General features: G+C 60.8%; 18 protein-coding genes and 2 pseudogenes. 10 read left to right on the top strand and 10 right to left on the bottom strand.

What is annotated here, in order from left to right; genetic code table 11:
* On the top strand, positions 1-1,786 hold a 1,786-nt coding region (locus tag FY112_RS12705; protein ID WP_151518508.1), incomplete at its 5' end, for an exopolysaccharide transport family protein.
* Between the two features lie 11 nt (positions 1,787-1,797).
* Here FY112_RS12705 and FY112_RS12710 read toward each other — a convergent pair.
* The gene (locus tag FY112_RS12710) at positions 1,798-3,039 is read right to left on the bottom strand and encodes a GNAT family N-acetyltransferase (RefSeq protein ID WP_151518509.1); all 1,242 of its coding nucleotides are present in this window, start codon (positions 3,037-3,039) and stop codon (positions 1,798-1,800) included.
* A 223-nt stretch (positions 3,040-3,262) separates the two neighbouring features.
* Complete coding sequence (locus FY112_RS12715) at positions 3,263-3,472, bottom strand: DUF2842 domain-containing protein (RefSeq protein WP_003547289.1); 210 nt, start codon at positions 3,470-3,472, stop codon at positions 3,263-3,265.
* 115 nt (positions 3,473-3,587) lie between these two features.
* On the opposite strand from FY112_RS12715, the gene FY112_RS12720 reads away from it, so the two are divergent.
* Complete coding sequence (locus FY112_RS12720; protein WP_131708364.1) at positions 3,588-4,691, top strand: COX15/CtaA family protein; 1,104 nt, start codon at positions 3,588-3,590, stop codon at positions 4,689-4,691.
* A 295-nt stretch (positions 4,692-4,986) separates the two neighbouring features.
* Positions 4,987-6,159, top strand: a complete 1,173-nt coding sequence (locus tag FY112_RS12725; protein ID WP_151518510.1) for an endonuclease/exonuclease/phosphatase family protein — start codon at positions 4,987-4,989, stop codon at positions 6,157-6,159.
* Here FY112_RS12725 and FY112_RS12730 read toward each other — a convergent pair.
* The 6 genes from FY112_RS12730 to FY112_RS12755 form a co-directional block, all read right to left on the bottom strand.
* The gene (locus FY112_RS12730) at positions 6,156-6,947 is read right to left on the bottom strand and encodes a sulfite exporter TauE/SafE family protein (RefSeq protein WP_151518516.1); all 792 of its coding nucleotides are present in this window, start codon (positions 6,945-6,947) and stop codon (positions 6,156-6,158) included. The genes FY112_RS12725 and FY112_RS12730 overlap by 4 nt on opposite strands.
* A 184-nt stretch (positions 6,948-7,131) precedes the next feature.
* Positions 7,132-8,064: an N-acetyl-gamma-glutamyl-phosphate reductase gene (gene argC / locus FY112_RS12735; RefSeq protein WP_151518511.1), complete on the bottom strand. Its 933-nt coding sequence runs from the start codon at positions 8,062-8,064 to the stop codon at positions 7,132-7,134.
* Between the two features lie 60 nt (positions 8,065-8,124).
* The gene (gene speB, locus FY112_RS12740; RefSeq protein WP_003547297.1) at positions 8,125-9,087 is read right to left on the bottom strand and encodes an agmatinase; all 963 of its coding nucleotides are present in this window, start codon (positions 9,085-9,087) and stop codon (positions 8,125-8,127) included.
* A gap of 220 nt (positions 9,088-9,307) precedes the next feature.
* Positions 9,308-9,775 (bottom strand): 30S ribosomal protein S9, encoded by a 468-nt coding sequence (gene rpsI, locus FY112_RS12745; protein ID WP_003558419.1) that lies wholly within the window; start codon positions 9,773-9,775, stop codon positions 9,308-9,310.
* Between the two features lies 1 nt (position 9,776).
* Entirely contained in the window at positions 9,777-10,241 is a 465-nt protein-coding gene (gene rplM / locus FY112_RS12750) for a 50S ribosomal protein L13 (RefSeq protein ID WP_131644731.1), read from the bottom strand.
* Between the two features lie 316 nt (positions 10,242-10,557).
* Positions 10,558-11,508, bottom strand: coding sequence for a LysR family transcriptional regulator (locus FY112_RS12755; protein WP_179039079.1), 951 nt, complete (start codon positions 11,506-11,508; stop codon positions 10,558-10,560).
* A gap of 22 nt (positions 11,509-11,530) precedes the next feature.
* On the opposite strand from FY112_RS12755, the gene FY112_RS12760 reads away from it, so the two are divergent.
* Together FY112_RS12760 and FY112_RS12765 are read left to right on the top strand one after the other, a co-directional pair.
* The gene (locus FY112_RS12760) at positions 11,531-11,761 is read left to right on the top strand and encodes a DUF1127 domain-containing protein (RefSeq protein WP_151518513.1); all 231 of its coding nucleotides are present in this window, start codon (positions 11,531-11,533) and stop codon (positions 11,759-11,761) included.
* Positions 11,762-11,856: 95 nt separating this feature from the next.
* Positions 11,857-12,690: an enoyl-CoA hydratase gene (locus tag FY112_RS12765; RefSeq protein WP_017959913.1), complete on the top strand. Its 834-nt coding sequence runs from the start codon at positions 11,857-11,859 to the stop codon at positions 12,688-12,690.
* On the opposite strand, the gene FY112_RS12770 is transcribed toward FY112_RS12765, so the two are convergent.
* Positions 12,691-13,527, bottom strand: a complete 837-nt coding sequence (locus FY112_RS12770) for an EamA family transporter (protein ID WP_151518514.1) — start codon at positions 13,525-13,527, stop codon at positions 12,691-12,693.
* A 475-nt stretch (positions 13,528-14,002) separates the two neighbouring features.
* Positions 14,003-14,301, bottom strand: a pseudogene (locus FY112_RS12775) (hypothetical protein).
* A 135-nt stretch (positions 14,302-14,436) separates the two neighbouring features.
* Between FY112_RS12775 and FY112_RS12780 the strand changes: the two are divergent.
* From FY112_RS12780 to FY112_RS37180, 5 genes and pseudogenes are all read left to right on the top strand, one after another.
* Positions 14,437-14,865: a CoA-binding protein gene (locus FY112_RS12780; RefSeq protein WP_017959916.1), complete on the top strand. Its 429-nt coding sequence runs from the start codon at positions 14,437-14,439 to the stop codon at positions 14,863-14,865.
* A gap of 117 nt (positions 14,866-14,982) precedes the next feature.
* On the top strand, positions 14,983-16,266 hold the full coding sequence (locus FY112_RS12785) for an O-acetylhomoserine aminocarboxypropyltransferase (RefSeq protein WP_094086277.1): 1,284 nt from the start codon (positions 14,983-14,985) through the stop codon (positions 16,264-16,266).
* 23 nt (positions 16,267-16,289) lie between these two features.
* The gene (locus FY112_RS12790) at positions 16,290-16,634 is read left to right on the top strand and encodes a cupin domain-containing protein (protein ID WP_151518517.1); all 345 of its coding nucleotides are present in this window, start codon (positions 16,290-16,292) and stop codon (positions 16,632-16,634) included.
* Between the two features lie 253 nt (positions 16,635-16,887).
* A complete protein-coding gene (locus FY112_RS12795; protein ID WP_151518515.1) occupies positions 16,888-19,017 on the top strand; it encodes a bifunctional diguanylate cyclase/phosphodiesterase in 2,130 nt (709 codons plus the stop codon).
* Between the two features lie 40 nt (positions 19,018-19,057).
* Positions 19,058-19,271, top strand: a pseudogene (locus FY112_RS37180) (hypothetical protein); the annotation flags it as partial.

Consider the following 19,271-nt stretch of genomic DNA (forward strand, 5'->3'; position numbering starts at 1 on the left):
GAAGAACCCACTGGAAAATCCGCCGGAAGAGCGCGTCATCGACGCCTTCGTCGAACGCCTGCAGGTCTATCAGGTGCCGGGTTCACGCGTCATCGGCATCACTTTCACCTCCAAGGATCCGAAGCTCGCCGCCGCCATCCCGAATGCCATGGCGAATGTCTATCTTTCGACCCAGAGCGGCGCCAAGCTCGATTCCAATTCCGAGGCGACCCGCTGGCTGGAGCCGGAGATCGAAGGTCTGCGCCAGAAGGTCAGCGAAGCCGAGAGGAAGGTCGCCGAATACCGCACGTCGCACGGGCTGCTGCAGACGAACGGCACGACCACTTTTCCGGCCCAGCAATTGAACGATATCTCCGCCGAGTTGACCCGCGTGCGGGGCGACAAGGCCAATGCCGAGGCGAGGGCGCAGGCGGTGCGCAATGCACTGTCTTCGGGCGAAGCCTCCGATACGCTGCCCGACATCATGTCCTCCCAGGCGATCCAGCGGCTGAAGGGGACGGAATCCGGCCTGCAGTCGCAGATCTCCGATCTGCAGACTAGCCTTCTCAATAATCATCCGCGGCTGAAAAGCCTGCGCGCCCAGCTCTCCGACATCCGTAGCCAGATTCGCCAGGAGACGCAGAAGATCCTGGCGAGCATCGAGAACGAGTCGAAGGTTGCGGATCTGAGGGCGAGCGAACTCGAGCGCCAGTCCGACACGGTCCAGGCCAACAGCGCCCGCGCCGGTGAGGACGAGGTCGGTCTCAATGCGCTAGAGCGCGAGGCGAACGCCCAGCGCCAACTGCTCGAAACCTATCTGGTGCGCTACCGCGAGGCCGCCTCCCGCGCCGACAGCAATTCGAGCCCGGCTGATGCCCGGATCGTTTCGAGGGCCGTCGAGCCGGTCGATCCTTATTTCCCGAAGGTGGTGCCGATCGTCGTCGTCGCTGCCGTCGCGACGCTGATCATGAGCGCCATCGTCATCATGCTGGCCGAGCTCTTCAGCGGCCGGGCTCTCCGCCCGACAGATGCCTCCCCGGAAACAATAGAGGCAGAAGCAGTCGTCGAGGAGAAACATGTGCCGCAGGCCGCTCCGATCGCCGCCGCCGCCGGAAAACCCGTTCAGCCGAGCATGCTCGCCGTCGTCGCGGACGAAGAGGATACAATCGAGGACGTGAAGGTTGCCGAGGAGGTGCCAGAGGACGAGCCGGAGGATGACAATGAATTCTCCGTCGCCTCAGTTGCGGATTATCTCACCGGCAGCCGCGCGCCGCTGGCAATCGCCATATCGCCGACTGGCGATAATGGTTCGGCGGCGACGGTTTCGCTGACCCGCATGCTCGCCGATGCCGGCCACCGCGTCATCCTGATCGATATGACCGGCTCCGGCTACCCCACGGAATTGATGGTCGAGGACCCGGCCGTCCTCGGTGTCACCGATCTGCTTTGCGGCGAGGCCGCCTTCGGCGACACGATCCACGGCGACCGCCTCTCCGATGCGCATCTCATTCCCCAAGGCCAGAGCGACGTGCGCCGCGCCATGCGCGGTGTCGACCGACTGTCGTTGCTGCTCGATGCACTCGCCGCCGCCTACGATCTTGTGGTGGTCGAATGCGGTTCGGCCGATGTCGCCGGCGTCTCGCGGCTGACGCGCAGCCGGGACGTCGAGATCATTCTCTCGCTGCCTGAGGTCGAGGAGACCATTTTCGTTGCTCTGATGACGGAATTCCAGGCTGCCGGCTATGAGCGCGTCGTGCTGATGTCGGGCGGCGAAGGGGCCGAGCAGGCACTCGGCCGGGCCGCCTAGTTTTTTGACGATCAGCCGATCCGTGCCCGGATGCCCTGGGCGAATTTATAGAGCTTCGGGCGCGCCTTGATGTGCGCCTTGCCGCGGGTGACGAGCCGGTGTGCGGCGCCGGCGACGACGCCGAACGGCGATACCGGCAGCACCACGTCGTAATGCGCGGTCTCGACCGGCGCCCAGGAACGCTTGTAGGTCTGGTCGCCAAGGCCGAAATCGAACAGCGCTACACCCTTGCCATGCAATCCCGAGATGGTCTGCCAATAGAGGAATTCGCCGGGGCTCGTATCCGGCACGAGCTCTTCATCGATTGCGCCGAACTGGCAGATGATATGGTCGCCCTTGCGCGAAATCCCTGAAATCGCGGCGATCTTACCCTCATGCTCTCCTTTGAGCCGGAGCATATGCATCTGCAGCCCGAAGTACTGCCTGGTGTCGTCCTGCTTGTCGATGAGACCGTGCAGGAAGGTCTGCGTTTCCCTGTCGGCAAAGACGTCGGGCAGGCCGAGGCTGGCGAAGCGGGCGCTTTTCAGGCGGAAGAAGATATCGAGCAGGCCGTGCTGTTCTGCCGATGTCTCGGGAATAACGTATTCGAAGCCGCCGGCCGCCTCGAAACGCTTCGACTGAACACGGAATTTCTTGCGCCGGTTCTTGGCGTTGAGCTGCTTCAGTGTGTCCTCGAAAGCGGGAAGGAACGGCAGCTGATAGGCGTGATTCTGGTTCTGCACCATCGGCAGCCCGGCGAGCGGGCTCTCTCGCCCGCGCCATTCCAGCGGAATGTTCTGCAGCAGCAGCAAATCGGCGCGGCCCTTCAGCGCATGCCGGAGCTGGCCGGCGAACTCATGGGGGTCGATGGTCCTGCCGGCTTCGGCAAAGCTCTCTGCGAATAGGCCGGTATTGATATTGCTGTGATCGGCGGCAATGAATCTCGCCGTCCTGAGCCCGCGGGACTTGACGATCTCGACCGGCAGAATGAAGGCGGTCTGACCCGCATGAGCGCCTTTGAGGATCGCAAGCGGCCGCTGGAAGGCGCTCACCCAGGCGGCGCACCAGTCGTAGCTCTGATGCAGGGACTGGAGGTTGTCGCGCTCCAGCGCCCGCCAGTCATCCTCCAGCGGCTGCATCGCGTCGAAGACTTCGGTGTCGAGTTGGGCCATGGCGAGTTTCATGCTGAGCTGGCGCAGGCGCGAAATGGCCGTATCGGCCAGCGCCGCTTCGTCGGACGGCTGTTCATGGACATCGAGCTGTTGCGTCTGCACGGTTTTCTCCGGTCAAGAATGCTGAACGGGAAGGTAGGTATGCCAGACGTATATTTGGTTTAACCGCAGGCGATGGGCGAGGTTTTCCGCAGATCACGGTTATTCGGCCGTTAATGGCCCTAAAGCATATCGCGCAAAAGTGTGCCGCGGTTTTGCGACAACGACATGCGTAAAAACAAAGACCTAAAGCGCGACAAGCGAATCTGAAAGATCGCGACGCGCTTTAGCGCTGCGGTGGTCCGGCCATCCATTTGATGATCACCATCGCCGGCAATACCCAGAGCAAGCCGGTGAGCAGGAAATAGAGCAGATGTCCCCACCAGGGCGCGTTGCCGAGCGTTGCCACCGCGATCGTATTGGCCACCAGCGCATAGACGACCACGAGCACGATGATAAGGATCGTGCCGATGAATTTGCGGAGGCGGACGGGCATCGGTTATCTCTCGGCATGGAGGGGACGAACCGGCGCGACGGCATGCCGCAAAGGTTCGGGGCTTGTTTTGCATGAGCCGGTGGGGCAAATCAACTGCCGGATAGAAGGAGACATCATGGCCGTCGCAAACCCGACCACGGAACAGGCGATCCTGAGCGAAATGCGCAAGCAGAATCGCGACCGCCGCGCCTTGCGCTTCTGGCTCGGCTTCGTGCTTTTGGCGCTCTTCTGCCTCGTGCTCGTCGGCGGCGCCACGCGGCTGACCAATTCCGGCCTGTCGATCACAGAGTGGAAGCCGATCCACGGAGTCATCCCGCCGCTGTCGGCCGCCGAATGGGAGGAGGAATTCCGCCTCTACCAGCGCATTCCTGAATTTCAGCAGCTGAACAGTTCCATGACCGTCGATGAGTTCAAGGGCATCTTCTGGTGGGAATGGGCGCACCGGCTGATCGCGCGTGCCATCGGCGTGATCTTCGCGCTGCCGCTCATCTATTTCTGGCTGACGGGGCGGATCGAGAAGCGTCTGCGCTGGCCGCTCGTCGGCATCCTGGCGCTCGGCGGCCTGCAGGGTTTTATTGGTTGGTGGATGGTGTCCTCGGGCCTTTCCGTCCGCACCGACGTCAGCCAGTACAGGCTGGCGACCCATCTCGTCATGGCCTGCCTGATCTTTGCCGGCTGCATGTGGATCATGCGCGGTCTCTCCAGACATTCCAACGATCCGGCGCCGACAAGAAGCTCGCGCGGTTTTGCCGCCGCGATCGCCATTTTTTCACTTTTCCAAATCTATCTCGGCGCGCTGGTGGCGGGGCTCGACGCCGGTTTCTCCTACAATACCTGGCCGCTGATGGACGGCGCCGTCATCCCTTCCGATCTGCTGATCCAGCAGCCCTTCTGGATCAATGCCTTCGAGAACCCGAAGACGGTGCAGTTCATTCACCGGATCGGCGCCTATACGCTCTTCGCATTGACGCTGATCAACATGGTGATCGCTCTGCGCGCAGCGCCATGGACCACCCATGCACGCCGCGCGATACTGCTTTTCGTGCTGGTGACGCTGCAAGCGGCAATCGGCATCGCGACGCTGCTGATGCAGGTGCCGCTTGACTGGGGCCTGCTGCATCAGGCCGGCGCGCTTGTGGTTTTCGGCTTCGCCGTCGCCAACTGGCGCGGCTTTTACGGCGAATATCCGCACGGGACGATGATCGCCGAGCGCGATTGAGGCGAGTGGCCTTAACGTGGCGTCGGCGTGCCTGCGATTTCCTGTGCAGCCGCTCGAAGACGGTGGATTGAGGGCCGTGGGTGGGCTGTAGGCGTTCGAGAAGCCCTAGATGAAGAACGGGCGACGAAGCGCATGCCGACAAGCACTGAGATCATGCGGTCCTCTCGAAGCCGACTCAGCGCACGGATGTAAATCGTTCACGACAAACGGGCAATTTGCTGACTTAAACGTGTAATATTGCGTCGGTATATGCAATTGGGTAGGTTCGGTGAACGACGACAGCGTGGAGGGGGCGGTGTCTAATAATTATGCCGGAATGCGCAGAGCGTTGGAGGGGCAACCGAAGGGAACGATCGAGCGTTGCGCGCAGCGCCTTCTCGACATTCGCAAGACGCTAGCACCATTACGCACCCAGAAGAAAGACAGCTCGCTGCTGCTGGCGACCTGGAACATCCGCGATTTCGATTCAAATAAATTTGGCTTTGGTCCTCGCCTTCCGGAGACCTTTTATTATATCGCGGAGATGATCGCCTGCTTCGATCTGGTGGCGATCCAAGAGGTCAACCGCGACCTTTCGGCCCTGGAAAAGGTGATGAAGATCCTCGGCCGAGAGTGGGATTATATCGCAACGGATACGACAGCGGGCTCCGGCGGCAATTCCGAGCGTATGGCCTTCATCTACAACACTGAGAAGGTCTGGTTCCGCAAGATCGCCGGCGAAGTCGTGCTGCCGGAAGGTCATCTCGTTGTTTCCAGCAAAAAGGTGAAGGCGCCGAAAGGCCAGCCTGATGTCGAGCCGAAGACTGTCGAGATGGAGCAGCAATTCGCCCGTAGTCCGTTTCTCGTGGCATTTCAGTCCGGCTGGTTCCGTTTCAGCCTCTGCACGGTGCATATCTACTACGGTGCGGATTCGGGCGAGCAGTTGAAACGGCGTATCGGGGAGATCAAGCAGCTCGTCGAATTTTTAGCCGACCGGCAGGATCAAGCCAGCAGTCAGGAACTCGACCTCAGCGGCGCTGTTGAAAACTATATCCTGCTTGGCGATTTCAACGTCGTCAGCCCCGAACATGAGACAATGAAAGCCCTGAAGAGCCACGGCTTCGTGGTTCCGGCCGAGATCGACGGCAAGAAGGTGCGCAAGCTAGGCGACCATTTCTACGACCAGATCGCCGTACGCGTGAAGGACAAGCGCTTCAAGGTGATTACCGGCGGGCTGATCGACCTTTATGCCGACGTCTTCCGCTCCACCGACGAGGACAGGGGGCTCTATGCTGGATTCCTTCCGAAGAGCGATCCAGAAGCTGATCCGAAATTCAAGGCAAAGACGCCTGAGGCGCTCTACGAGAAATGGCGGACATGGCAGATGTCGGATCATGCCCCGCTATGGCTGGAGATCGATACCGATTTCACCGAGAGCTATCTTCAGGCGATTGCGGCCGGCGGGCAACTCGGACCGAAGCCGGCCTAACGCAGCACGCTGTCGAGCAGCGGCATGCCGATGATTGCGGCGGCGGCGATCAGGACATAGCAGGCGATGCGAAAGGTTCTTTCCTTAGCAAGCCCGAACAGTTTCGAGCCGCCGTAGAGCCCGACCACATAACTCGGCAGGATGACGACGGTGAGCGCAAAGACGGCAGGCACGAACAGTCCGCCGACATAATAGCTGATGGCGCTGAAGACCGACGAGATCGAGAAGTAGAGCACGACATTCGCCCTGACGCGGGTGAAGTCGCTCTTGCCGCCGAGCCAGTAGGCGACGACCGGCGGCCCGCCGAGCTGTGCGGCGCCGCTGAAAAGCCCGGCGATCAGCCCGACTCCGCTGGTGAGCGGTGCGGACGCCTCCCCGTGATAGCGCCATCCCGATACCAGCAGCGCAAGCAGGCAGATGGCGATGATCGTGATGCTCCAGCGCAAAAGCATCGGGTCGAGCAGCGCCAGCATCGCCGTGCCGGCCGGGACGCCGAGCGCGGCACCCGCAGCCATGACGAAAACCTCGCGTCGGTTGGCGCCGCGCCAGGCCGGCGGGATCATCCCGAGTGTGGCAATGCCGTCAATGACGAGCAGGATCGGTGAAATCAGCTTCGGCCCGACGATCGCGCCGCCGAGCGGAATGAAGATCAATGCGGCGCCGAAACCCGAAAAGCCGCGGGCAAGCCCCGCGATGAAGGCAAACGCCATCAGCGCATAGATGCCATGATCGGGCAAGGCTGCGGCAAACCATGCGCCGACGCCAGCGATAAGCGCATCCAGCGTCATGACATCGGCTCCGTGATTCGGGATGGGCAGCGAGGAAGGATCCGGTTTCATAGCCCAATCGTCATCGATGATCGAGCGCGAAAGCGATGCTGCGGCCGCCGATGCAAGCGGCCGCGGAAAGATCATGATGAAGACATCGATACAAAGCTCGAACGGCATCGACGCTGATGCCGTCGTCTGCGCCTTACGAGGCGAGCATCAGGTCCATATTCTGGACGGCAGCGCCCGACGCCCCCTTGCCGAGATTGTCGAGCAGCGCCACCAAATTGACCTGCGAAGCGCCTGGTGTGCCGAAGACGAAGAGCTTCATCGTGTCCTTGCCTTCGAGCTCGATGGCATTGACGCGGGGCAGGGCCTTGCTTTCGGCCAACGGCACGACACTGACGATATCCTGGCCGGCATAATGGGCGACGAGTGCGGCATGGATGCTCTCCATCGTCGTACCCTCGGCGAGATCGTCGAGATGCAGCGGCACCTGCACGATCATGCCTTGAGCAAACTTGCCGACGGACGGCGAGAAGATCGGCGCGCGGTCGAGCAGGCCGTGCACGGTCATCTCGGGCACGTGTTTGTGGGTGAGCGGCAGGCCGTAGAGGAAATGCGGCGCGGTGATCGCGTCCAGGTGATCCGGGTTTTCCATTTGGGCGATCATCTGCTTGCCGCCGCCGGTATAGCCGGAGACCGCGTTCACTGTAATCGGATAGCCGTCCGGCAGAATGCCGGCGGCGCGCAGCGGCCGGATGAGGCCGATCGCTCCGGTAGGATAGCAGCCGGGATTGGCGACGAAACGGGCGGCAGCGATCTTGTCGGCCTGCTGCTTATCCATTTCGGCAAAACCATAGGCCCAGCCGGGATTGACGCGGAAGGCGGTCGAGGTGTCGATGACGCGCACATTGTTGTTGGCCGAAACCATCTGAACCGCTTCCTTCGACGCATCGTCGGGCAGGCAGAGAATGGCGATGTCGGCGCCGTTCAGCATGTCCTCGCGCATGGCGGCGTTGCGCCGTTCGGCTTCGGGTATGGACAGAAGTTCGACATCGCGGCGGCCGGCCATGCGCGTGCGGATCTGCAGACCCGTCGGGCCGTGTTCGCCGTCGATGAAGATTTTCGGTGCCATGTTAAACCTGCGCTTTCAATGGGTTCTGAAGGTTTCCGGATTCAGTTTGGGGATGATAAGTCAGCCTTGTGACACGGCGATGGCGCGGCGCTCGGCATGAAGCCCCAGCATATACATCGCCACCGTTGCCCCCGCAATGGCGGTGATATCGGCATGATCATAGGGCGGCGATACCTCGACGACGTCGGCGCCGCGGATATCGAGCTGGTGCAGACGCTGCAGCACCGAGAGGATCTTGGCGCTCGATGGCCCGCCTGAAACCGGCGTGCCGGTGCCCGGCGCAAAAGCCGGATCGAGGCAATCGATATCGAAGGTGAGATAGGCCGGCGCCCCGCGCGTATGGGAGATGATCGCCGAGGCGATATCGCTGGCGCTCATCTCCTCGACCTGATGACCGTATAGAATATTGACGCCGCAATCCTCAGGCGCATGGGTGCGGATGCCGATCTGAATGGAGCGGTCGGGATCGATGATGCCTTCGCGGGCGGCCCGCGCCACGAAAGAACCGTGGTCGATGCGCCGTTCCTCGTCGAACCAGGTATCCTGATGCGCGTCGAACTGCACGAGCGCCAGCGGCCCATGTTTTGCCACATGGGCTTTCAGCAGCGGCCAGGTGACGTAGTGATCGCCGCCAAGCGTCAGCAGGAAGGCGCCGCTGTCGAGGATGACATTCGCCTGGCGTTCGATGGCGGCCGGCGTGTCCTGATGATTGCCATAGTCGAGCAGGCAATCACCGTAGTCGATCACGGCCATTTCGGCGAAGAGTTCACGGTTGAAGGGATATTGCGCATCGTTGTCGAAGATCGCCGAAGCGCGCCGGATCGCCTGCGGCCCGAAGCGTGTGCCCGGCCTGTTCGATGTCGCAGCATCGAAGGGAATGCCCCAGACGGCGACGTCGACGCCGGCGAGCTCCTTGGTGAAGCGGCGGCGCATGAAGGACAGCGCGCCGGCAAAGGTCGGATCGCTGGCAGCGGAGGTGAGGCTGGTCGCCGTAAAGGCGTGGTCAATCGATCTGTTCGCCAAGGGGGCTCCTTTTTTCGGTCGTGAAAGGTCAAGGCGTCGACAACGCGTAGGCGACCGAGCCGCGAATTACAAGCGATCGGCGATGGAGTGGCGGGCAAAAGCACGTCGCGGTGCTGCGCCTTGGTAATGATGTGCGCGAGCGAAGAAAGAGAAACGCGGACCTGCAAAACAAAAAGGCCGGGTTGCCCCGGCCTTCGTAAATTCCGTCTGTCCGAAGCGATTAACGCTTGGAGAACTGGAACGAGCGGCGGGCCTTTGCCTTGCCGTACTTCTTGCGTTCGACGACGCGGCTGTCGCGGGTCAGGAAGCCGCCCTTCTTCAGCACCGCGCGCAGGCCCGGTTCGAAGTAGGTGAGCGCCTTGGACACGCCGTGGCGAACGGCGCCGGCCTGGCCGGAGAGGCCGCCGCCGGCAACGGTTGCGACGATGTCGAACTGGCCGTCACGGGCAGCCGCAACGATCGGCTGGCGCAGGATCATCTGCAGCACCGGACGTGCGAAATATTCCGCGAATTCCTTGCCGTTGACGGTGATCTTGCCGGAGCCCGGCTTGACCCAGACGCGGGCGACAGCGTTCTTGCGCTTGCCGGTCGCGTAGGAGCGGCCGAGCGAATCGACCTTGCGGACGTGGGCCGGAGCAGCAGCTTCGGAAACCGTGCCGAGATCCTTCAGGGAGGAGAGGTCAGCCATATCAGGCGCTCCTTACGTTCTTTTTGTTGAGCACGGCAACGTCGAGGGCGACCGGCTGCTGGGCTTCATGGGGATGGTTGGAGCCGGCGTAAACGCGCAGGTTCTTCATCTGGCGACGGCCGAGCGGGCCACGCGGAACCATACGTTCGACGGCCTTTTCGAGGACGCGCTCCGGGAAGCGGCCTTCGATGATCTGGCGTGCGCTGCGTTCCTTGATACCGCCGGCATAACCGGTGTGCCAGTAGTAGACCTTGTCGGAATACTTCTTGCCGGTGAAAACGACCTTTTCGGCATTGATGACGATGACGTTGTCGCCGTCGTCAACGTGAGGCGTGAAGGTTGCCTTGTGCTTGCCGCGCAGGCGCATAGCGATGATGGAAGCGAGACGGCCAACGACCAGCCCTTCGGCGTCGATGATCACCCACTTCTTCTCCACCTCTGCAGGCTTCTGGGAGAAGGTTGCCATAGTGAATACTCTCTTTTGGGACCCTTGGCCCGAGGGCTTGAAGGGCGTTTCTTGTTGCTTGGATTGGCAGGCTTTAGGCATTGCCAAAAAGAAAGCAGCCCGGACAGGCTGCGTTCTGACGCGGTGTATAAAGGGAATGTGACATCGGGTCAATATCAACGTCCCGAAGGTTTTGAAAAATTGCCAAGTAAAAACAAATACTTATAGATGAGGTATTATGGTACCTCATATTTCTGCGGTCGCGAACTGCTGCGCCTGACGTTTTTCACGTCGTCTCTGCCGGTTTGAAATCGCATACGACGGTCGAAAGCAGCTCTCAGCCTTTGAACGCGCGCAGGCATTTCATCATTTCGCGAAGGCCGCGTGTCAGATGTTTGTCCCGGCGCAGAACCATGCCGAGGCGGCGCGTGAGCCGCGGGTTCAGCGATGAAGTCGCAACGAGGCCGGCGCGGTCGCGCTTCAGCGCCAGCCCCGGCAGGATCGACCAGCCGAGCCCCACGGCCACCAGCTCCTTGATCGCCTCGATGCTGCCGAACTCCATCGCAGGCCGGATTCTGGTATCCGGCGCAGCCAGCCACGCGTCGATCGCCCGCCTGGTATTGCCGCCCTCATAAAGCAGCAGCGTCCTGTCGCGCATGAAGGCGGCGTCCGGTCCGTTTTCGGGCATCAGGCTGCCCGCAGGAGCGACGGCTAGCAATTCCTCCTCATAGAACGGTTCGATCTCGAAGTTGCGTCCCGATGCCGGCAGGGCGACGACGGCGATATCGAGGCTGTTGGCTTCCAGATCACGCAGAATGTCGTCAGCGTCGCCGATGCGGACGGTGATTTCGAGGCCGGGCATGGATTTTCTGGCGACGGCGATGGCGCGAGGAAGCAGATGGATCGACGCCGTGCCGCCGCTGCCGATGCGCACGCGGCCGCTGGCGCCATCTCTATACGGCATCATCGCTTCTTCCGCGGCAGCCGATTCCTGAAGCAGCCGCCTTGCATGCACGAGCAGGTCGAGGCCTGCAGCGGTCGGCTGCGCCCGCCGCCCGACACGCTCGATCAGCCGGACGCCGAGCCGCTGTTCGAGCCCCTTCACCTGCAGGCTGACGGCCGGTTGCGTCAGGCCTTCCTTGTCGGCCGCAGCCGTAAAGCTTCCGAGATCGGCGACGTTGACGAAGGCGGCAAGCTGATCGAGGTGGAGAGGCATACAAAAGAAATCCTTATGTGTATCATAATATCCATAAGCTTCTTTCGCGGCACCTTCCAGCGCATCTTTCATCCGTTGAAGAAAGGAAGAAGAGATGGCCGTGGAATTAAGCGGGATCGTTGACACACATCGCGATATCGTTCGGTCGAGACTTCACGGCATGGCGCGCTGGAGCCTGCGGCTGCTGATGATGATCGAACATTACCTCGAAAAGCGCCGCAGCCGCCGCACGCTTTTAGAACTCAGCGACGACGAGCTTTGCGATGTCGGTCTGACCCGTGCGCAGGCAAGGGCAGAAACATCGAAGTCCTGGTTCTGGTCCTGACGGCAACGGTCTCTGCGGGAGTGCGGATCCTGCTCGAAATTTCCGGCGCTTTGTGGCAAAACGTCTGCCTGGAATCGAGCGCAGGGAGCAGCATCATGGCCGAAATCGTATCTTTCCGGAAGGACGCCGCCGGAGCGAAAGAGGGCGGTCTGCTGACCCGCTCGCTGCGCGACGGCGTGCTGCGGCTCGTGCTCAACAACCCACCGGCCAATGTGCTTTCGATCGCGCTTCTCGAAGCGCTGATGCAAGAACTCGAGACGGCCGGGGCGGAGCCGGATGCGCGCGTCGTCGTCATCGCCTCGACCGGCAATGTCTTTTCCGCCGGACATGATCTGAAAGAGCTGACGGCCCATCGCGCCGATGAAGATCAGGGTGCCGGTTTCTTCGAAAAGACCTTCCGGCTCTGCGCCGATCTGATGCTGAAGATCGCGCATCTGCCGAAGCCCGTCATTGCCGAGATCGATGGGCTGGCGACGGCTGCAGGCTGCCAGCTCGTTGCTTCCTGCGATCTGGCGATCTGCACGGACAGTTCGACATTCTGTACGCCGGGCGTCAACATCGGCCTGTTCTGTTCAACGCCGATGGTGGCCGTTTCCCGTGCCGCGCACCGCAAACAGGCGATGGAGATGCTGCTGACCGGCGAGACAATCGACGCCTCGACCGCCAAGGATTTCGGCCTCGTCAACCGTATCGTGCCGAAGCAATATCTGGCGCAGGTGGTTTCCAAATATGCGGCTGTGATCGCCAGCAAGTCGCCGTTGACGCTGAAGATCGGCAAGGAAGCCTTCAACCGGCAGCTCGAACTGCCGGTGGAGGCGGCATATGATTATACCGCCAGGGTGATGGTCGAGAACATGCTGACTAAGGATGCGCAGGAAGGGATCGGCGCGTTCCTTGGCAAGCTCAAGGCCGAATGGACAGGTGAGTGATCACGCCAGTTTCAGAAGCAGCCCGCCGATCGCGATGACGACGCCGGCGACATAGCGCCAGATGCTGGCTTTTTCCTTGAAGACGGTGATCGAGATCACCAGCGCAAAGAGGATCGCGGTTTCGCGCAGGGCTGCGACAGTCGCGACCGGGGCTTTCGTCATCGCCCAGAGCGCCAGCCCGTAGGACGCGATCGAGCCGGCGCCGCCGATAAGGCCGCGCCACCAGTTGCGGCGAACGTGACGCACTACTGCGAAAGCGCCGCGCTGGGACGCTGCCCAGGAAAACAGCAGCACCGGCGGCAGCAGCGACATCCACAATGTGTAGGAAACCGCATTGCCGGAGATGCGCGCGCCGATTCCGTCGACATAGGTGTAGCTGGCGATGACGCAGGCATTGACAAGCGAGAGGATAACGGCGCGGCTGCTGCCACGCCGCGCCTCCAGGGCGAGCGTCAGCACGCCGGCCGAGATCGTCATCGTGCCGGCAAGGGCGCCGCCGGAAAGATTTTCCTTCAGGATGAAGCCGCTCGTCGCGGCGATCAGGAGCGGTGCGCAGCCACGCATCAGCGGATAGACGAGGCCGATATCGCCGGCCCGGTAGGCGGCGGCAACCAGCTGAAAATAGGCAAACTGCAGGATGGCAGAAGCGCCGATGAACGGCCAGGCCGAGGCGTGCGGCAACGGCAGGAATGGCAGGAACGGCAGTGCCGAAACCGCGCCGCCGGCCGAGATCAGCGCCGCATCGAAGGACTTATCGCTCCCCGCCTTGATGATGGCGTTCCATGTCGCGTGCAGCAGTGCACCGAAGAGAACGAGGAGGATAACGTCGAGAGGCAAGGGAGTAATCCGGAAGGGATGAGGCGAAGCGGAACACGCCTCGCCCTGGGTATTTCAAATTCCCGAAAAGACAACTGGGATTTGCACGAAATTGCAAGGCAGGGGTCGCTTATGCGTTCATATGTCGAATGGCATCCTTTCAGTATGTTAACAATGGCGGCCCGTTGGAGCAATTTTTACGTGCGCGCGACATGCGTTCAATCCATACGATCCTTTCAACTATGAGATGTTTCTAATGGATGCGAGAACAAAGCGCGGCACTATCGCGAACAAAAAGAGAAATCAGCTTCCGGAATTCGAGAGCTGATTATTCTATGCTTCTGAAATATAGATATTATTCTATAGCTTTGACATAGGGGAAAACTAAAGCTTCTGATTGTGCAATCTTCAGGAAATCGCAGCGCGGAATTGAGCCCAAACCTTTCGCAAGCGCGAAAGACGTACAGTTTCGGCGGCGGTCACGACGGCGAAAACATCAAAGCTGATGATGCGGAACGAAGAGCATCCCGTCAAGGTTGTCAATGCTCTGGCAGTTCAGCACCTGGCAGTGCGGATTGTCTTTTGAGGGGATATGCGTCCATTCCGCATAATCGGTCGCGTCGCAATAATTGCTATTGCGGACATAGCGATCGTAAAGCGGCAAGCCACGGGGAGACTGGTAGCGGAAGATGACGGCGCCTTGATTGTGGATGGCGGCGCGCACGCTGGCACAGCTCATGTGAGCGGATTGTAGCGCGAGATCGCCAGCGCCGGCGATGCGGCGAGCACGAGCATGAGGGCAAGAGCGATTTTTTCATCGAATCATCCTCAAGGAGTATCCAATTCATATATACGGGAAAGACACGCAGCCGGTTTCACGGAAACGCAAAAAAACATGCCGGCTGTGCCGAAGGGAGTGGAGAAGCGGATATGAACCACGACGTCTACACGGATGATTACCTCGCCGGCATCCTGCATTCGGTAAAGACCATCGCGCTGACCGGCGCTTCGCCCAATCCGGCCCGGCCGAGCAATGGCGTCATGGGCTATCTGCTGTCGCGCGGCTACGAGGTCATTCCTGTCAATCCGGGGCAGGCGGGCAAACAGATCCAGGGCCGCACCGTTTATGCCCGGCTCGCCGATATTCCGGTGCCGATCGACATGGTCGACGTATTTCGCGCCTCCGAATATCTGGATGGGGTCGTTGAGGAGGCGCTGGCGCTGAGGCCGCTGCCGAAAATCATCTGGTCTCAACTTGGTGTGCGCGACGATGCGGCTGCGGCAAAGGCGGAGGCCGCCGGCATCCAGGTGGTGATGAACCGCTGCCCGGCGATCGAGTATCCTCGTCTTATTGCCTGAGTTGCGGTCCGCTGAGACGGATTTTCCACCGAACGCCCATGGGTTGAAATGGATCGCGATTAACTTTCGCAAGCGACCGGCTATGATCCTGCCCGTCAGCAACAACTGGAGGACGACATGGCCAAGAACGATCCGGGATTCAACACGTTGGCGATCCATGCCGGTGCGCAGCCCGACCCGGCGACGGGCGCGCGGGTCACGCCGATCTACCAGACGACCGCTTTCGTCTTCAATGATTCCGATCATGCCGCCGCCCTCTTCGGTTTGCAGGCTTTCGGCAACATCTATACCCGCATCATGAACCCGACGCAGGCCGTGCTCGAGGAGCGCGTCGCAGCGCTCGAGGGCGGCACGGCGGCCCTTGCCGTCGCCTCCGGCCATGCGGCGCAGATGATCGTCTTCCACACCATCATGCGCCCCGGCGAGAATTTCATCGCCGCCAACAGGCTCTATGGCGGCTCGATCAACCAGTTCGGCCATGCCTTCGAGAATTTCGGCTGGCAGGTGCGCTGGGCCGACACCGCCGATCCGGCAAGCTTCGAAAGCCAGATCGACGACAAGACGCGCGGCATCTTCATCGAAAGCCTGGCCAATCCCGGCGGCACCTTCGTCGATATCGCCGCCATTGCCGACGTCGCGCATCGCCACGGCCTGCCGCTGATCGTCGACAATACGATGGCAACACCCTATTTCATCCGTCCGATCGAGCACGGCGCCGACATCGTCGTGCATTCGCTGACCAAGTTTCTCGGCGGCCACGGCAATTCCATGGGTGGCCTCATCGTCGACGGCGGCACCTTCGACTGGTCGAAATCCGGCAATTACCCGATGCTGTCGAGCCCGCGGCCGGAATATAACGGCATGGTGTTGCACGCGACTTTCGGCAATTTCGCCTTTGCGATCGCTGCCCGTGTGCTCGGCCTGCGCGATCTCGGGCCGGCGATCTCGCCCTTCAATGCTTTCCTGATCCTGACAGGCATCGAGACGCTGCCGCTCAGGATGCAGCGCCACAGCGACAATGCGATCGCCGTCGCGAAATGGCTGAAGGCGCACAGCAAGATCGCCTGGGTGAATTATGCCGGCCTCGACGACGACCCGAACCACACCCTGCAGCAGCGTTACTCGCCGAAGGGCGCCGGCTCCGTCTTCACCTTCGGCGTCAAGGGCGGCTATGAGGCGGGCAAGACGCTGGTCGAGGGGCTGGAGCTCTTCTCCCATCTTGCCAATATCGGCGACACTCGTTCGCTCGTCATCCATCCGGCCTCGACGACGCACCGGCAGTTGACCGACGAGCAGAGGATCGCCGCCGGCGCAGGCCCTGACGTGGTGCGCCTTTCCGTCGGCATCGAGGACGTCAAAGACATCATCGCCGATCTCGAACAGGCGCTCTCGAAGATCTGATATCAGAGGGATCTACGGTGACCATGACAAATTTCATCACCTTCAGCATCGATGGCGTCGAACCGGAATTCAGCGCCCCCGAAGCCGATCGGATCATTTCCGGCGATCCGCATTTTCGCACCTGGAATCTGGAGGAGGCCGAAGGCGGCCTCTATTCCGGCATCTGGGAGGCGACACCGGGCAAGTGGCGGATCGTTTACGAGGAATGGGAATATTTCAGTCTGCTGTCCGGCCATTCGATCGTGACGGAGGACGGCGGTGAGCCGGTTCATCTGAAGGCGGGCGACCGGATGATCCTCAGGCCCGGCTTCAAGGGAACGTGGGAAGTCGTTGAAACGACTCGCAAGGATTATGTGATCAAGGTTTGAGCGGGGCGAACGAAGCCGACCCTGTCCCGTTTTCGGCTTCACCTTTGTCGTCTCTTTCACGGCGATAATCCCAGACGGCAAGCAGGCAACGACGGTATTCATGACCCGTTGTCCCGGATTGAAAGCTTTTAACCAATCCCATTAATCGCGCCTACATCGGCAAATGCTAAACCTTATCTGCAGCGCATTGCGGACATGATGTCTCCTGCCGTCACACAGACATGGCCTTGCAACTAATCTTTGCGGAATTTGCATGTCGTCGAATCTTGCAGGTAGGTACGTTCGAACCCAGACGTCTTCCATCATCGCGACAACGGTCTTCTTCCTAGTCGTCGCCCTCGTACTGACCGGCCTGATGGCACATGTCGTCGTCACGATGACCCGGTCGGCCAACGAGATCGACGATGCCAGGGCCAGTCGCGCCGCCCGCGCGGCAATCGGTGCGTTTGTGGGTCGCCTGAGCGGGACAACGACGGACAATGCCATATGGGACGATGCCTATAGTGCTGCCTCATCTCCAGCCGCTGCGGATTGGGCCTATGAGAATTGGGGAAAAACCAGCGAGGATTATGCGCTTTATGACGGCGCGATCGTAACCGGCCCCGACCGGTCTTCGATCGTCTCGGCCTATGCCAAAGGCAAGCCCTTCCAGCCGGGCACTTTTTTTGGCGACGTCTTTTATCAGCAGATCAATGCGGCAGCGGCTCCGGCGAGGGCGCCGGTGGTCAATTTTATCAAGACCGAAAACGGTATAGCTCTGATCGCCTCGCAGGCGATCCAGCCTTTCGAGGACGCCCCCAAGCTTCCGAAGTTCAGTGTGCTGAGTTTCTACAAGGCGTTTACGTCGGAGGTTATCGACACGCTCTCGAACGAACATGAACTTGAAGGCTTGCGCCTTGAGACCACGCCGAAGCCGGAGTTCCTGAACACGCCGATCACCGACATGAAGGGGGCCGTCATCGGCTATCTCGTCTGGCCCAGCAAAGCGCCGGGCAGCGCCGTGTTTCATCAGGTCTACCCCTATGTCGCTGCCGCTATCGTCATCCTCGCGCTGTTCCTGATCGGCGTTTTGCTGGTTGGCGCCTCCGAGGCGCGGCGCCTGCGCCAATTGGCGCAAACAGCGATTTTCGAAGCCGACCACGATAGCCTGAGCGGCCTGTTGAACAGACACGGGCTTCTCAACTTGCTGGAAGAGCTGGAAAATTCGGCCTCTTCGCCACATCGGCTTTATCTGGTCGACCTTGATGGCTTCAAGGCCGTCAACGATGCCTGGGGGCATGCGGTGGGGGACGATTTGATCCGGCTGGTCTCGAAGGCGCTGACGGCCTGCCACCCTGAAATCATTGCCGTGGCGCGGCTGGGGGGCGACGAATTTGCGCTGGTGCACGTCGGTTCTGCCACATGCGGAGAGATGGAAAAGACGATTCTGGCGCTGTTTGCCGAACCCTTCAAAATCGACGGACGAACGATCGAAGTTGGCGCAAGCATCGGAGCCGCTGCTGGCGACGGCGACGTCCCACCCTTGGAGCTTCTCCGCAGAGCGGACATGGCTCTCTACCGTGCCAAGGCAAATGGCAGAGGCCAGGCAATCGAATACGACCCCGACCTGGACCGGGAGCGCCAACGGATCGCCGAACTGGAAGGCCTGTTGAAGAACGCTATCAGCAGTGGTGCAATCGAAGCCGTTTTCCAACCTCTCGTCTCTGCTTCGACCGGCGCTGTGACTGGTCTTGAAGCACTGGCGCGCTGGCGAACTGCAACCGGAAACATCAGCCCGGAGATTTTCATCCCTCTTGCCGAGAGGTGCGGCCTCATCGATGCGCTCGGCGTTCATATGCTGAGAACATCGATCGAGCATGCCAAGAGCTGGCCCGATCTGGCATTGTCGGTGAACGTTTCACCAATCCAGCTCTGCAATCCGGAGTTTGCCGCCGAAGTGATCTCTGTCCTGCAGCAGCTCGATTTCAATCCCAACCGCCTGACATTGGAGATCACCGAAGGCGTTCTGATGACAAATCCGGACCAGGCCCGGCGGTCGATAGACCAGCTGAAGCATGTCGGCATAAAGTTCGCGCTCGACGACTTTGGCTGCGGCTACGCAAGCATTGGCGCATTGCGGCAGTTCGGGTTTGATCGCATGAAGATCGACCGATCGCTTGTGTCCGCTCTCGACGAAGGCGCAAATGGCGCTGATGTTCTCCGGGCGACCATCTCGCTCGCGACCGCGCTACGAATTCCCGTTACCGCGGAAGGTATCGAGACTGCTCGCCAGGCGGCGATCTTGCGCGACGCCGGCTGCGATCAGCTTCAAGGATATCTGATTGGAAAACCTATGTCGGCATACGACATATCAAGCAGGCTGGAAGAAGAGTCAGCCGCATGATGCCGCAAAGATCGTGGCATAGGCTCGGTATTGACGGATCGTGACCGGCGGCGACCGTATTTTCCATTGGATAGTTTTCGGCTGTGGCCGGCTTTTTCTGGCGGCTCTGCTCGCCGCCGCGATTTCCATGGTTGGGGGCGCGGCGGTCGCCTTCCGGACCTTCGGCTTCGGTTTCCTCTACGGGTACAGAATGGGATCCGGTCGCGCAGCGGCGCGATCGAACTGCTCGCCGGCATTCCAGACATTCCCAGCTC

The sequence above is a fragment of the Rhizobium sp. PEPV16 genome, from assembly GCF_008919455.1.
GTDB lineage: Bacteria > Pseudomonadota > Alphaproteobacteria > Rhizobiales > Rhizobiaceae > Rhizobium > Rhizobium leguminosarum_Q.

What these genes read in the sequence shown, in the direction of transcription:
- rplM (WP_131644731.1), bottom strand. Translation starts at nt 10,241, where the DNA reads ATGGCAACCTTCTCCCAGAAGCCTGCAGAGGTGGAGAAGAAGTGGGTG.
- FY112_RS12715 (WP_003547289.1), bottom strand. Translation starts at nt 3,472, where the DNA reads ATGCCCGTCCGCCTCCGCAAATTCATCGGCACGATCCTTATCATCGTG.
- FY112_RS12720 (WP_131708364.1), top strand. Translation starts at nt 3,588, where the DNA reads ATGGCCGTCGCAAACCCGACCACGGAACAGGCGATCCTGAGCGAAATG.
- FY112_RS12790 (WP_151518517.1), top strand. Translation starts at nt 16,290, where the DNA reads ATGACAAATTTCATCACCTTCAGCATCGATGGCGTCGAACCGGAATTC.
- argC (WP_151518511.1), bottom strand. Translation starts at nt 8,064, where the DNA reads ATGGCACCGAAAATCTTCATCGACGGCGAACACGGCCCGACGGGTCTG.
- FY112_RS12730 (WP_151518516.1), bottom strand. Translation starts at nt 6,947, where the DNA reads ATGACGCTGGATGCGCTTATCGCTGGCGTCGGCGCATGGTTTGCCGCA.
- FY112_RS12785 (WP_094086277.1), top strand. Translation starts at nt 14,983, where the DNA reads ATGGCCAAGAACGATCCGGGATTCAACACGTTGGCGATCCATGCCGGT.
- FY112_RS12780 (WP_017959916.1), top strand. Translation starts at nt 14,437, where the DNA reads ATGAACCACGACGTCTACACGGATGATTACCTCGCCGGCATCCTGCAT.
- FY112_RS12755 (WP_179039079.1), bottom strand. Translation starts at nt 11,508, where the DNA reads ATGAAAGATGCGCTGGAAGGTGCCGCGAAAGAAGCTTATGGATATTAT.
- FY112_RS12795 (WP_151518515.1), top strand. Translation starts at nt 16,888, where the DNA reads ATGTCGTCGAATCTTGCAGGTAGGTACGTTCGAACCCAGACGTCTTCC.
- FY112_RS12765 (WP_017959913.1), top strand. Translation starts at nt 11,857, where the DNA reads ATGGCCGAAATCGTATCTTTCCGGAAGGACGCCGCCGGAGCGAAAGAG.
- FY112_RS12760 (WP_151518513.1), top strand. Translation starts at nt 11,531, where the DNA reads ATGGCCGTGGAATTAAGCGGGATCGTTGACACACATCGCGATATCGTT.
- rpsI (WP_003558419.1), bottom strand. Translation starts at nt 9,775, where the DNA reads ATGGCTGACCTCTCCTCCCTGAAGGATCTCGGCACGGTTTCCGAAGCT.